At 70.8% G+C, this 13,039-nt stretch carries 11 protein-coding genes; 3 read left to right on the forward strand and 8 right to left on the reverse strand.

Annotated elements, in window-relative coordinates; genetic code table 11:
* Positions 1-52: 52 nt before the first annotated feature.
* Positions 53-2,653: a bifunctional FO biosynthesis protein CofGH gene (locus tag QH270_RS34240; protein ID WP_280348969.1), complete on the reverse strand. Its 2,601-nt coding sequence runs from the start codon at positions 2,651-2,653 to the stop codon at positions 53-55.
* Between the two features lie 152 nt (positions 2,654-2,805).
* Between QH270_RS34240 and QH270_RS34245 the strand changes: the two genes are divergently transcribed.
* Positions 2,806-3,306 (forward strand): PH domain-containing protein, encoded by a 501-nt coding sequence (locus QH270_RS34245; RefSeq protein WP_280348970.1) that lies wholly within the window; start codon positions 2,806-2,808, stop codon positions 3,304-3,306.
* 47 nt (positions 3,307-3,353) lie between these two features.
* Positions 3,354-5,150: a PH domain-containing protein gene (locus tag QH270_RS34250; protein WP_280349043.1), complete on the forward strand. Its 1,797-nt coding sequence runs from the start codon at positions 3,354-3,356 to the stop codon at positions 5,148-5,150.
* Positions 5,151-5,156: 6 nt separating this feature from the next.
* Here QH270_RS34250 and QH270_RS34255 read toward each other — a convergent pair whose 3' ends face one another.
* The 4 genes from QH270_RS34255 to QH270_RS34270 all read right to left on the reverse strand — a co-directional run bounded on the left by QH270_RS34255 (position 5,157) and on the right by QH270_RS34270 (position 8,953).
* Positions 5,157-5,669 carry an SRPBCC family protein gene (locus QH270_RS34255; RefSeq protein WP_280348971.1) on the reverse strand — a complete coding sequence of 171 codons (513 nt, stop codon included), beginning with the start codon at positions 5,667-5,669 and terminating at the stop codon, positions 5,157-5,159.
* Between the two features lie 105 nt (positions 5,670-5,774).
* Positions 5,775-6,992, reverse strand: coding sequence for an RNA polymerase sigma factor (locus tag QH270_RS34260; RefSeq protein ID WP_280348973.1), 1,218 nt, complete (start codon positions 6,990-6,992; stop codon positions 5,775-5,777).
* The gene (locus QH270_RS34265) at positions 6,989-7,324 is read right to left on the reverse strand and encodes a YciI family protein (RefSeq protein WP_280348975.1); all 336 of its coding nucleotides are present in this window, start codon (positions 7,322-7,324) and stop codon (positions 6,989-6,991) included. Before QH270_RS34265 ends, QH270_RS34260 begins: the two co-directional genes overlap by 4 nt.
* A 114-nt stretch (positions 7,325-7,438) precedes the next feature.
* Positions 7,439-8,953 carry an MFS transporter gene (locus QH270_RS34270; RefSeq protein WP_280348977.1) on the reverse strand — a complete coding sequence of 505 codons (1,515 nt, stop codon included), beginning with the start codon at positions 8,951-8,953 and terminating at the stop codon, positions 7,439-7,441.
* A 157-nt stretch (positions 8,954-9,110) separates the two neighbouring features.
* On the opposite strand from QH270_RS34270, the gene QH270_RS34275 reads away from it, so the two are divergent.
* On the forward strand, positions 9,111-9,830 hold the full coding sequence (locus tag QH270_RS34275) for a TetR/AcrR family transcriptional regulator (protein ID WP_280348979.1): 720 nt from the start codon (positions 9,111-9,113) through the stop codon (positions 9,828-9,830).
* Positions 9,831-9,836: 6 nt separating this feature from the next.
* Here the strand turns inward: QH270_RS34275 and QH270_RS34280 are convergent, their stop codons facing one another.
* The 3 genes from QH270_RS34280 to QH270_RS34290 are packed head-to-tail and all read right to left on the reverse strand — an operon-like array spanning position 9,837 to position 12,934.
* Complete coding sequence (locus tag QH270_RS34280) at positions 9,837-10,271, reverse strand: hypothetical protein (protein WP_280348981.1); 435 nt, start codon at positions 10,269-10,271, stop codon at positions 9,837-9,839.
* 57 nt (positions 10,272-10,328) lie between these two features.
* Positions 10,329-11,216 carry an N-acetyl-1-D-myo-inositol-2-amino-2-deoxy-alpha-D-glucopyranoside deacetylase gene (gene mshB, locus QH270_RS34285; protein ID WP_280348982.1) on the reverse strand — a complete coding sequence of 296 codons (888 nt, stop codon included), beginning with the start codon at positions 11,214-11,216 and terminating at the stop codon, positions 10,329-10,331.
* Positions 11,213-12,934 carry an ABC transporter family substrate-binding protein gene (locus QH270_RS34290; RefSeq protein ID WP_280348984.1) on the reverse strand — a complete coding sequence of 574 codons (1,722 nt, stop codon included), beginning with the start codon at positions 12,932-12,934 and terminating at the stop codon, positions 11,213-11,215. The genes mshB and QH270_RS34290 overlap by 4 nt, the downstream gene beginning before the upstream one ends.
* Positions 12,935-13,039: the final 105 nt, after the last annotated feature.

Genomic DNA, 13,039 nt, shown 5'->3' on the forward strand with positions numbered 1-13,039 from the left:
CCCGAGACCACACCTCAGTCCCAGGTCAGCCTGCCCTAACTCACACTCTCGATCAGCCGATCGAGAGCGGCAGCGGGGCTGGTGCCGCGTCCACCCGGCCGTAGACCGTGGTGCGCTGGCGCACCGGGCGACCGATCCCCTGGGCGACCTCGGCCAGTTCGGCCACGGTCTTGGCGGAGCCGTGCTGGGAACCGGCCATCCGGGAGATGGTCTCCTCCATCAGGGTGCCACCCAGATCGTTGGCGCCGCCGGTGAGCATCACCTGGGTGCCGACCGTGCCGAGTTTCACCCAGCTGGTCTGGATGTTGTCGATGCGGCCGTGCAGCATGATGCGGGCCAGCGCGTGCACCGCGCGGTTGTCCCGGTTCGTCGGGCCCGGCCTGGCCGCGCCCGCCAGGTACAGCGGGGCGCTCTGGTGGACGAACGGCAGCGGCACGAACTCGGTGAACCCGCCGGTCTCGTCCTGGATGCCGCGCAGCACCCGCAGGTGGCCCACCCAGTGCTTCGGATTGTCCACGTGGCCGTACATCATCGTCGAGCTCGACGGGATGCCCAGCTGGTGCGCGGTGGTGATCACCTCGATCCAGGCCGAGGTCGGCAGCTTGCCCTTGGTGAGGACCCAGCGCACCTCGTCGTCGAGGATCTCCGCCGCGGTGCCGGGAATCGAATCGAGTCCCGCCTCCTTCAGCGCCGAGAGCCAGTCGCGGATGCTCTGGCCGCCGCGCGAGGCACCGTTCACGATCTCCATCGGGCTGAACGCGTGCACGTGCATCCCGGGGACGCGGGCCTTGATCGCCCGCACCAGATCGGCGTACCCGGTGACCGGCAGTTCGGGGTCGATACCGCCCTGCATGCAGATCTCGGTGGCGCCGTCGACGTGCGCCTCCCAGGCCCGGTCGGCGACCTCGTCGGTGCTGAGGGTGAAGGCGTCGGCGTCGCCCTTGCGCTGGGCGAACGCGCAGAACCGGCAGCCGGTGTAGCAGATGTTGGTGAAGTTGATATTGCGGTTCACCACGTAGGTGACGTCGTCACCGTTGACCTCGCGACGCAGCGAATCCGCCAGCGCCGCAATGGCGTCCAGGTTGACACCGTCGGCGGTGGCCAGCGTCAGGTACTGGTCGTCGGTGAGGCCGGCCGGGTCGCGCTCGGCCGCGCGCAAGGCCTCGAGCACCTCGGAGTCGAGCCGCTCCGGCGCGGTGGTGGCCAGATCGCGGGCGTGTTCGCGGATGGTCTCCCAGTCACCGAACGCGCCGACGACCTCCTGGCCGAGGCCGGAGTCGCTGCGGCTGTCGGTATTGCGGCCCTCGGTGTCGATGGCGGTGTTCAGGTCGACGCGGCCCACCGAGTCCCACGACTCGTCCGGCTCCTGCCAGGGCAGACCCACCGGCAGCGCGTCGGGGCGCGCCAGCCCGGTCGCCGGATCGGTGAGCGCGGCGACGTGCGCGCCGATGCGCGGGTCGATCCACGGATGCCCGGCACGCACGTACTTAGGATGCGCGGAGGTGCGCTCGACCAGGGTGTATCCGGCGGATTCGGTGATCTCGCGCAGGGTGTCCAGGTTCGGCCACGGACGTTCGGGGTTGACGTGGTCGACGGTGACCGGCGAGACCCCGCCCCAGTCGTCGATACCGGCGTCGATCAGCGCGCGGCAATCGCTGTGCGAGACCAGGTTCGGCGGCGCCTGCACCGGCACGTCGGGGCCGAGCAGCAGACGCGTCACCGCGACGGCGGCCAGGAACTCGTCGACCTCGGCGTCGGGCGTATCGCGCATGGCGGTGTCGTCCTTGGCGCGGAAGTTCTGCACGATCACTTCCTGGATGTGCCCGAACTCGCGATGCTGGCGGCGGATCGCCATGATCGACTCGGCGCGCTCGGCCATGGTCTCGCCGATGCCGACCAGGATGCCGGTGGTGTAGGGCACCGAGAGCCTGCCCGCGTCGGTGATGGCGCGCAGCCGCACGGCCGGGTCCTTGTCGGGGCTGCCGTAGTGGCACTGGCCCTTCTCGGTGAACAGCCTGGTCGAGGTGGTCTCGAGCATCATGCCCATCGACTGCGCGACCGGCTTGAGCCGCGCGATCTCGGCCCAGCTCATCACGCCCGGATTCAGGTGCGGCAGCAGCCCGGTCTCCTCGAGCACCAGGATGGAGACGGCGCGCAGGTAGTCCAGGGTGGAGTCGTAGCCGCGCTCGTCGAGCCACTGCGCGGCCTCGGGCCAGCGGTCCTCCGGCCGGTCGCCCAGGGTGAACAGGGCCTCCTTGCAGCCCAGCGCCGCGCCCTGCCTGGCGATCTCGAGCACCTCGTCGGGTTCGAGGAACATGCCGTGTCCCTCGGCGCGCAGCTTGCCTGGCACCGTCACGAACGTGCAGTAGTGGCATTTGTCGCGGCACAGCCGGGTCAACGGGATGAACACGTTGCGCGAGTAGCTGATGGTGCGTGGGCGGCCCGCCGATTCCAGGCCGGCGTCACGGACCCTGGCCGCGCTGGCACACAGGTCGGCGAGATCGTCGCCGGTGGCGTGCAGCAGGACGGTGGCCTCGTCGACATTGAGGGTGACGCCGTCACGGGCCCGGCGCAGGGCCCGGCGCAGGGCGGCGGGCGTCGGCGGCGGCAGTGGAACGCTCGGCAGCGGAAGGTCGGTCACCCCGTCGATCATGCGCTACTTCTTTCCGGAACGTGCGGTCGGCTGGTCACGGACCCGTGGATGGGCGTGCGGCGGACGTCCCCGTCGCCACCACAACCCACCAGGCGACCGCGCGTATTCCCGAGCGGGGAGAACTCGACCCGCCCACATGCCACGATGGGGGTATGCCGTTGCCGCGCTCCACCATCCTGGCCGAACCGGCCTGGCGTCCGAGTTCCAGAGCCAAACTGCTGTGGGCGGTGGAGAACGCGATCGCGGTTCTCGTGCTGTGCGCGCTGCTCGTGGTGTGGTTCGTCCTCGACGCCGAGCACCGCGGCTGGCAGGTGGCCGCGGCCCTCGCGCTGGTCGTGCTCGCCGTGGGCGGGGTGGTCGTCGTACCGCTGTGGCGCTACGCCGTGCATCGCTGGGAGGTCACCGACGAGGCCGTGTACACGCGGGTCGGCTGGCTGGATCAGGAGTCGCGAGTCGCGCCGATCTCGCGCGTGCAGACCGTCGACACCGAGCGCGGGCCGCTGGAGCGGATGCTGGGGCTGGCGACGGTCACCGTCACCACCGCGTCCTCGGCGGGCGCGGTGAAGATCAGCGCGCTCGATCTGCCCGTCGCCGAGCAGACCGTCGCCCGCTTGGCCGCCATCGCCGCCCAGCACCGCGGAGACGCCACGTGAGTGCGCCGAGTACCGAGCAGCTCGAATGGCAGCGTCTCGATCCGCGCATGCTGCTGGTGTATCCGGTCACCGAGGTCGTGAAATACATTCCGGTGCTGCTGGGTTCGATCATCGTCGGCACCACCAGCGGCAACCCGCTGTGGGGCCTGATCCCGGTCCTGTTCGTCGCCGCGGCAGGCGTGGCCCGCTACTTCACCACCTCGTATCGCATCGACGCCGATCACGTGCGCCTGCGCACCGGCATCATCCAGCGCAAGACGTTGTCGGTGCCGCGGCCGCGGATCCGTTCGGTGGACGTCGAGGCCGATCTGCTGCACCGGGTGCTCGGCCTGGCGGTGCTGGAGATCGGCACCGGCGCCCAGGCGGACAAGGGCGAGGGATTCAAGCTCGACGCACTCGACACCAGCCAGATCCCCGCACTGCGCGCCGAATTACTCTCCCACACCGGGCAATTCACGCCGGGGTCGTCGACCGAGGGCGCGGCGCCACACGTGGCGCGGCCCGACGCGGCGGCCGAATCGGGGCGCGAGATCGGGCACTGGCGGGCCGCGTGGGTGCGCTACGCGCCGCTGTCGCTCACCGGGCTGGCGATCGTCGCGCCGATCGCGGGCCTCGGCGCGCAGTACGGGCTGATCGACGTGGTGTCGGAGTCGGCGGCCGTGCGCCACCTCGACGACGACAGCGTCTCGATCGTGGCGATCGTGATCGTCGGGTTGTTCCTGCTCGCGGTGGTCCTGGTGAGCCTGGCCGCGTGCGCCCAGTACCTCGCCACCTGGTTCGGCCTGCGGGTGATCGACAACGGCGCCACCCTGCACCTGCGTCACGGCCTGTTCACCACCCGCCAGATCACCCTCGACCTGGCCCGTTTCCGCGGCGCCACCCTCAGCGATCCCCTCCTGCTGCGCGCCGCCGAGGCCGCCCAGCTGGAGATGATCATGACGGGCGAGAACCCCCGCCAGAAGATCCTCCCGCAGGCCCCGCGCACCGCCGTCGAACGCACCCTCGACGAACTGTTGCGCACCCGCCGCCGCCCGGATACACCGAAGCACGACCCCGGGCACCGTGAGTCGACGCCATCGGCCGCGCCTAGCCAGTGGTCGCGCGGCGCCGAGCAACACGAGGCCGCAGGCCGCGTACAGCCGACGCACGACACCGAGCACCACCAGACGACCCCATCGGCCGCGCCAACCCAGTGGTCGCGCGGCGCCGAGCAACACGAGGCCGCAGCCTTCGCACAGCCGACGCACGACAGCGGACGACCCGGGGCGACGTCAGCGGCCGCGCTCGATGGACCGTCGCTGACCAAGGGGTACGCGGCCGATGGCGGCGTGTCGGCGAATCATGCTGCGCCGCAGCCGATCACCGGAGCGACGCTCGGGACCATCGAGCTCGTGCGGCACGGTCCGGCCGCGCATCGCAGGCGGTTCACCAAGGCCGCCTGGCCGGTGGCGGGCGTGGTCGTGGCGCTGGTGGTGCTCGCCGTGGTCACCGGGCCGTTGCCGATCGGGGTGTGGGCGATTCCGGTGGTGTTCGCCGTGGCCATGGCCGCGCTGGCCGAGGACCGGTACCGCAGTCTCGGGCATCGCGTCCTGCCCGGCAGCACCGGGCCCACCTGGCTGATCACCCGCCGGGGCAGCCTCGACCGCCACCGCGACTGCCTGGAATCCCCCGGCATCATCGGCTGGACCATCCGCCGCACCTTCTGGCAGCGCCGTGCCGGCCTGGCCACCGTGGTCGCCGCCACCGCCGCGGGCAAGAAGGCGTACCTGGTCGACGACATCCCGTTCGACCAGGCCGTCGCCCTCATCGAGGCCGTCTCCCCCGGCCTGCAAGGAAACCGCTGACCGGGATCAGGCGTCGTACTTCGCGAACGGCAGGCCGGTGCCGGTGGTGATCAACCGCGGCAGGCTCTGGGTGATGTAGTAGGTCCAGCCGCGGGAGCAGGCGTCGAAGCACTCGGATTCCGCGGCGGTCAGGCCCCTGTGCGTGAAGTGCAGGGTGGTGCCGGTCCGGTCCGCGGTGATCTCGAAGACGACGTCGGTGCCCGTCCACTCGTCGCGGTCGTCGACGAAGCTGAGGTCGGAGTCGACGACGTGCCAGACCACCCGCTCGCCCGGCACCACCTCGGTGATCCGGAATCGGCTGAACCGGATGCCGTCCTTGTTCGTCCTGGCCGTCTCGCCCGCGTAGTGGATGTCATCGGTGAAGATGAATTCGTCGCCGACGGCGGCGGTGTCACCGATGATGTTGCGATTCCACCATCCGCGCACATCGGTGACGGCGGCGAAGACCTCTTGCGGCGACTGCCTCACCGACATCGTGGCGCTGAGGTACTCGGTGTTCGACTGCTCGGTGTTCGACATTGTTCTCGCCTTCCTCTCGGGTGGTTTTGCCCCACCGACGAAGGAGAACGCGCGGGATAGACATCGGCGCGAAAAAACTTCCGCGAGCTTCGGGCAGCGGACGCCTCAGCAGCCGCGGAGGCGTTCTCGCAGGTAGCGACGCTCGGCATCGGTGGGCGCGAGTTCCAAGGCCGCCTCGTAAGCCGCGGCGGCCTCGGTGAACCGCCCGTCGCGGCGGAGTAGGTCGCCCCGGGTCGCGGGCAACAGGTAGTAGCCGTCGAGGCGGCCGGACTCGGCGAGCGCGTCGACGAGGGCGAGACCGGCGGGGATCCCGTCGGCCATCGCCACCGCCACGGCGCGATTGAGATCGACCACGGGCGAGGGAGCCATGCGCGCGAGTTCGCCGTAGAGGGCCGCGATCTGCGGCCAGTCCGTGGCGGCCGCGTCGGGCGCGGTGGCGTGGCAGGCGGCCACTGCGGCCTGCACTTGATACGGGCCGGGTCGGCCCATGGCCAGCGCGTCGTCTAGCGTCCGCACACCTTCGGCGATCAGCGCGCGATCCCAGCGGGATCGGTCCTGGTTCTCCAGCGTGACCAGCACACCGTGGTCGGTGCGGCTGTCGCGGCGGGCCTCCAGCAGCAGCATCAAGGCCAGTACGCCCTGCGCCTCGGGTTCGGTGGGCAGCAGCCGATCCAGCACGCGCGCGAGATGGATCGCCTCGGCTGTCAGCCCGCGGCTTCCCTCCTGGTCGTCATAGCCCTGGTTGAAGATCAGATAGAGCACGGCCAGGACGGAATGCAGCCGCTCCGGCAGCAGTTCCGGGGGTGGCACGCGATAGGGAATGCCGGCCTCGGCGATCTTGCGCTTCGCCCGCACCAGGCGCTGCGCCATCGTCGACTCGGCCGTCAGGAACGCCTTCGCGATCTCGGCGGTGCTGAGTCCGGCCAGCGTGCGCAACGTGAGGGCGACACGCGCCGGGAACGGCAGCGCCGGATGGCAGCAGGTGAAGATCAGCCGCAACCGCTCGTCGGGAATGCTGTCGTTCGGCGGCTCGAGCGGGTCCCGCGCCAGCACGGCCAACTGGCGCAGCTTGGCGGCCGCGACCGTGTCCCGGCGGAGCCGGTCGGTCGCGCGGTTGCGCGCCGTCGTCATGAGCCAGGCGCCAGGACGGCTCGGCACCCCGTCCCGCGGCCAGGTCGTCAAGGCCGCGGCGAACGCCTCCTGCGCGCAGTCCTCCGCGAGATCCCAGTCCCCGGTGTACCCGATCAGGGTGGCGACCACCTGACCCCACTCGTCGCGATACGCCGCGGCCACCGCCGCGCGAACAGCCTGTGGTGCGGTCATTCCCAGACGGGGCGGATCTCGACGCAACCCCGGCGCGCGTACGGATGCCGCGCCGCGATGGCGATCGCGTCGTCGAGATTCGCGCAGTCGATGATGTCGATCCCGCCGACGAAGTCCTTGGTCTCCGCGAACGGCCCGTCGGACACCAGCGTCTCGTCGTCGCGCACGCGCACGGTCGTCGCGGCCGCCACCGGGCGTAAGCGCGCGCCGCCGAGGCTCGCGCCGCGCCGCGCCACCTCGTCCGAGAAGTCCTGATACGCCGGATCGGCGGCGATCTCCTCCATGGTCGGCGAAGTCGTCTCGTCGTCGCAGATCAACAACACGTACTTCATGCCGTCATCATGCCCGACCGGCCGAACCCGATCCAGCGCCGACGAGGCATCGGGCCAGGTCGAGTGGCGTGTTACGCCGGCCCGACCTGGCCCGATGCCGGTGGCGATCAGACGTCAGACAGCCGCCTTCGCCAGCTCTGTCTCCTGCTCGCCCGCACCGGCTTTCGCGTCCCGCATGAGGATCACCGCGAGCACGGCGGCGGCCACCGAAGCCAGGGCGCCGACGCCGAAGGTCACCTGCATCGCGGTGCAGAAGGCGTCGCGAGCCAGGCCGATGACGGTGTCGTCGCCGGTGCCGATGGCGCCCGCGATCGACTCCCTGGCCGCGCTCGGCGCCGAGTCCGGCATGGCACCGGCGAACGTGCCTGCCAGGATCGCGCCTAGCACCGCCACACCCAGCGCGGCACCGGCCTGCTGGATCGTGTCGTTGAGCGCGGAGCCGACCCCGGCGTGATCCTCGGGCACGGTACTCATCAGCGCCCCGATGGCCGCGGGCATCGCCAGGCCCCCGCCGGCGCCGAGCAGCGCCATCGCCACGGCGGGCAGCGTGAAGCTCGCGCCGGCGTCGAGGGTGGCCAGCACCGCGAATCCGCCCGCGATGACGATCAGTCCGGCGATGGTGACCAGCCGCGGCCCGACCTTGCCCACCAGCAGCGCGCCGCAGGCATTGGCGATGAGCAGGGTGACCGCCATCGGCGTGAAGGCGAGCGCCGTCCGCATCGGCGAGTAGTCGAGCACGAACTGCAGGTACTGGGTGAGCACGAGCACCAGACCGCCATTGGCGAAGGTCACCAGGACCAGCGAGAAGCTCGACCCGGTGAAGGTGCGATTGCCGAACAGCTGCAACGGGACCATCGGCTCGTCGGTGCGCATCTCCCGGATCACGAAGGCGCCGAGCGCCAGCAGGGTGACGGCGAATCCGGTGAGCACCCCGCGATCGGTCCAGCCCGAGTGCGGCACGGCGATGATGGTCCACACCAGCGCGGTCATGCCGAGGATCGAGGTCAGCATGCCGGGGAAGTCGGGCTTGCGCCACGGGCCCTTGGATTCGGGCATCAGCACCAGCGCCGCGATGATCGCGACCACCACGATCGGCACGTTCAGCACGAACACCGAGCCCCACCAGAAGTGGTCGAGCAGCACGCCGCCGACGACCGGCCCGCCGACCATGCCGACCGTCGCCACGGCACTCCACGCGCCGATCGCCTTCGGACGTTCCTCGTCGTCGAACACGGTGATCAGGATCGAGAGCGTGCTCGGCATGATCAGCACGCCACCGATGCCCATCAGCGCCCGGCCCGCGATCAGCAGCTCCGGGCTGCTCGCGTAGGCGGCCAGCAGCGACGCAGCGCCGAAGAGCACCAGGCCGATCACCATGACCAGCCTGCGGCCGAAGCGGTCGGACAGGCTGCCCGAGGTGAGCAGCAGGCCGGCGAAGACCAGCAGGTAGGCGTCGATGATCCATTGGATCTGCTGGGCGCTCGCGCCGAGATCGGTGGCGATCTGCGGGATCGCGACGGTGAGGACCATGTTGTCCACGACCAGCACGAGCGAGCTCAGGCACAGCACGATCAAGATCAGCCAGCGCCGTGGATCGCGGAGCGCTCCGCCCGCGGAAGTCGTGTCCATCTCGGTCTCCTCTCGACAGTCTCCGCACAGTGTGCGGCGTATTCGAACACTGTACTGTCACCGCACGGCGTTCGCAATAGGCACGGTGTTCGCGCTCCGCACAGTGTTCAGTCGGGAGCTATGCTGTGCGGACACGACCCAGCACAGGAGGCACCGGATGGAGATCGCATCGGTATGGACCAGGCCGGCGCGGGAACGTCGCGATCAGCCCACGCTGAGCCGGGACCAGATCGTCGCCGAGGCGATCGCCCTGCTCGACGCGGAGGGCTTCGACGCGCTGAGCATGCGCAAGCTGGGAGCCCGGCTCGGGGCGGGCGCGACCTCGCTCTACACCCACGTCGCCAACAAGGACGAACTCCTCGAACTGGTCGTCGACCAGGTCATCCGCGAGGTCCCGTGCCCCGAGCCGGACCCGGCGCACTGGCGCGAGCGGGCGCACGAACAGGCCGACGGACTGCGCGCGACCCTGCTGGCGCATCCGTGGATCAGCATCGTGTTCAGCAACGCGGCACTGACCTATCTGGGCCCGAACATGATGCGGCTCACCGATTCGATGCTGGCCATCGTGGAGGCGGGTGGCTTCGACGACGCGACCGTCGACGTCACCACGAACACACTGTTCCGGTTCATCATGGGCTCCACGACCAACGACGCCGCGATGCTGATGACGGTCACGCGCAGCGGCCTACCGCCCGAGCAGTGGGTCGACCGGGTGATGACCGCCAGCATCGCCGCGTCGACCGAATACCCGCGACTGCACCGCCGCTACGTCGAGCAGCGGCCGCAGGTGGTGGCGGAGGCGGCGGCCGGGCAGCTCAGCCTGTTCACCCAGTCCATCGACCTGATCCTGGACGGTGCGGAGGCCGGCCGCGCCTGAGCGGCCTCAGTTCGACCGCGCCGCACCGGGATTGGCGCGGAAATAGAGATAGGCCATGGGCGCGAGCACCCCGCAGGCGAGCAGCAGCAGGGTGCGCCCGTCGCTGGCGAGCATCACGTCACCGCCGGGCCCGCGCGAGGAGCAGACGAGAAAACCGAAGACCCACACCACGATCGGGGCGAAGGTGAAGCCGATCCGGTCGGTCACCGACTCCATTCCGTACACCAGCGCCACATTGATCGGCGCCGCCAGCAGCGCCGCCACCGGCACCGCCACCGCGCCGACGTACAGCGGCAGGAACAGCACCTCCACCGCCAGGGTGAGCAAGGCGTCGACGCACAGCGCCGTCACGATCAGCGCCGTGATCAGCGGCTCCAGGCGAGACGGCAGCCGCATCCGCAGGACGGCGGTCGGCGCGGGCTGATCGGAGTCGGTGACCATGGGGCGAGTCTATTCGGCGGCACGCGGCGATCGAGGGGGCCGTGTCGTCGCGGCGGGTCAGTCGAGACCGGCGAACAGATCGTGTTCGAACCCGTCCGCGCCGACGGCCCCGCGCGTGCCGCGCACCAGCGTGAAGTGCTCCTCCGGCAGCACCGGCAGCGCGATGTTGTTGGACAGCGCGAACTCCCGGCCACTCGGCGCGACGGTCACCTGGGTGGCGTGCGCGCGCATGGCGGCGCGTTTGGCGGCGAGCGCGTCGGAGACGTCGACGACCGTGGTCACCCCCGTCGTCGACATGGCCGCCAGCTCCGCCTCGACCGGCAGTCGCCAACCCGCAGGCAGCGCGCCGGGCAGCCCGTCGACGGTCCGGCGGGCCAGCGCGGCGGTGTGCTGACGCAGCAGGTCGCCGTCGGTGACGGTCCAGTAGAACTTCGGGACGTCCCAGCCCCGCTCGGCGGCCGCCGCCACGGCCGCGGTGGTGATCTCGTGCGCGCGGACGTGGTCGGGATGGCCGTACCCGCCGCGCGGATCATAGGTCACCACCACCCGGGGGCGCAGCTCCAGCAGCACCGCGACGAGCGCGTCGACCGCGGCCGCACCGGAATGCACGAAGGCCCTGGGGTTTTGCGCCGACGGTGTGCCCGCCATGCCGGAGTCGCGCCAGCGGCCCGCGCCGCCGAGGAAGTACGGCTCGCCGGCGTCCAGCGCCGCCAGCGCCGCGGTGAGTTCGGCGATGCGATAGCCACCGAGCTGATCGGCCTCGCCGGCGATCAGGCCGGCCCAGCGCTCGCCGATGACCTCGCCCTCCTCGCCGAGCGTGCAGGTCACCACGGTGACCGGCACGCCGCGCCTGCGGTAGTGCGCGATGGTGCCACCGGTGGTGAGGGTTTCGTCGTCGGGGTGCGCGTGCACCAGCAGCAGTCCGCCGGTCTCGCGATCGGTCATGGGAGCCTCCGCCATTGCGCCGTGTCACCGAAGATGCCGACCTGGATCGCGCCGGAGAGCGAGACACCGTCGACCCGGGGGCCCGCCGCGGCGACGACATTGTCCTGCACGATCGGCAGCACCGTCGACAGCTCCCACAGCCGGGGCTCGGCCTCGGCCAGCACCCGCGGCACGTCGATCCCGCGCAACGCCTCGTCGATCGAGGGTTGCAAGCCGGGATCGCAGACGCCGCCGAGATTGCTCGGCGCCTGGCGGTAGGCCTCGGTGGCGGCGAGCACCTTGCCGTCGGCGTCGCGGAGCTCCGGCGGCGGGCAGCCGTAGCGGGAGGCCAGCACGGTGGCCGGATCGTCACCGGCCAGTTCCCAGCCGACGATCGCGTCGACGCCCGATTCGGTGAGGTCCTTGCCGTAGAGCTCGTCGGCGGCCAGCCCGCGCACGGTGGCATCGATACCGGCACTGCGCAATTGGTCGGCGGCGGTGTTGGCCACCGCCAGCGCCGTGGTGTCCTCGGCGACGGCCCCGATCCGCACCGACAGGCCCTTGCCGTTGCGGGCCACCGAACGTGGTTGCGGCGCGGGCGACGTGGGCGAGCCGGTCTTGGGCGGCTCCGGTGCCCGGCCGAAACCGGCCTCGGCCAGCAGCGCGAAGGCCTCGTCGGTGCTCAGGCGCGGCGGGGCGGTCGGCACGTAACCCAGGCTCGACGGCGGAAGTACCTGCGCGCGTGCGGGTTCCACCCAGCCGCCGGTCTGCGCGCCGACGGTGGCCAGCAGCGCGGGATCGAGCAGCGCGAGCACCGCCTTGCGGACCCGGGCGTCGGCGAGATCGCCGGAGCGGCCGTTGAGCGCCAGTTGCAGCTCGCGTGCCTGCGGCATGATCGTGGTGCGCACCGACGGGATCGCGGCCAGCTGCGCCTGCGTCGCCACCCCGCCGTGCACCAGCGCCATCTGCGCGTCGCCCGTGCGCAGCGATTCGGCCAGCTGCGAGGGGGTTCCGCCGCGGCGGAACAGGATCTGGTCCGGCGCTGCGGGCGTGCCCCAGAAGCGGTCGTTGCGTTCGAGCAGGATCTCGTCGCGGCCACGGTCGACCGACTTGATCGTGAAGTTGCCGCCCGAGACGGGAATCCGGTCGACGAGCCCGCTGGTGAACCCGCCCGGCGAGTCCTTCACCAGGTGCGAGGGCAGCAGATTCGAGAACAGTTCGCGCCAGGCCGGATACGGCTGGGTCAAGGTGACGGTGACCGTCTTGCCGCCGCCGGAGGACGCCACGTCCGAGATCAGCCGGTACCCGGCCGGATCCACCACGCCCGGCTGGGTGGTCATCTGCTGCCACAGGAACCGGAAGTCCTCGGCCGCGATCGGGGCGCCGTCGGACCAGTTGGCCTGGTTGCGCAGCGTGTAGGTGATCGTGAACGGTTCCTGCGCCGTCACATCCGCGGATTCGATGAGCGAGGCGTCGGGCACCCGGTCGACCACCCCGGGCTGCGCCGCATTCGGCACCGGCCGGAAGGGGCTCGGCAGCACCATCGAACTCACCGCGTTGGTCGCGGGCGACTGATCCGAACGCAGATGCGGATTGAAGCCGATGCCGATGTCGTCGATCGCCACCACGACGGTGTTCTTGCCCGGCTTGGCCTGGGTGGTCTTGGGCGAATCGGTGCTCTCGATCGGCGGTGGTGGATTCGCGGTGCATCCGGCGAGGACCGCCGTCGAGGCCGTCATCGCCATCACCGCCACGCGCCACCTCGCGCGTCTGACCCCCGAGCTCACTCTGGCACCCTACCTCGCCCATCTGTGCGGAGCCCGGCACCGGACTCCGTGGAAAAC

Source organism: Nocardia neocaledoniensis (assembly GCF_029868625.1).
Taxonomy (GTDB): domain Bacteria; phylum Actinomycetota; class Actinomycetes; order Mycobacteriales; family Mycobacteriaceae; genus Nocardia; species Nocardia neocaledoniensis_A.

Bases quoted from the DNA above. Each gene is read 5' to 3' on its own strand.
- QH270_RS34255 (WP_280348971.1), bottom strand. From the start codon at position 5,669: ATGTCGAACACCGAGCAGTCGAACACCGAGTACCTCAGCGCCACGATG.
- QH270_RS34265 (WP_280348975.1), bottom strand. From the start codon at position 7,324: ATGAAGTACGTGTTGTTGATCTGCGACGACGAGACGACTTCGCCGACC.
- QH270_RS34245 (WP_280348970.1), top strand. From the start codon at position 2,806: ATGCCGTTGCCGCGCTCCACCATCCTGGCCGAACCGGCCTGGCGTCCG.
- QH270_RS34270 (WP_280348977.1), bottom strand. From the start codon at position 8,953: ATGGACACGACTTCCGCGGGCGGAGCGCTCCGCGATCCACGGCGCTGG.
- mshB (WP_280348982.1), bottom strand. From the start codon at position 11,216: ATGACCGATCGCGAGACCGGCGGACTGCTGCTGGTGCACGCGCACCCC.
- QH270_RS34250 (WP_280349043.1), top strand. From the start codon at position 3,354: ATGCTGCTGGTGTATCCGGTCACCGAGGTCGTGAAATACATTCCGGTG.
- QH270_RS34260 (WP_280348973.1), bottom strand. From the start codon at position 6,992: ATGACCGCACCACAGGCTGTTCGCGCGGCGGTGGCCGCGGCGTATCGC.
- QH270_RS34240 (WP_280348969.1), bottom strand. From the start codon at position 2,653: ATGATCGACGGGGTGACCGACCTTCCGCTGCCGAGCGTTCCACTGCCG.
- QH270_RS34275 (WP_280348979.1), top strand. From the start codon at position 9,111: ATGGAGATCGCATCGGTATGGACCAGGCCGGCGCGGGAACGTCGCGAT.
- QH270_RS34280 (WP_280348981.1), bottom strand. From the start codon at position 10,271: ATGGTCACCGACTCCGATCAGCCCGCGCCGACCGCCGTCCTGCGGATG.
- QH270_RS34290 (WP_280348984.1), bottom strand. From the start codon at position 12,934: ATGACGGCCTCGACGGCGGTCCTCGCCGGATGCACCGCGAATCCACCA.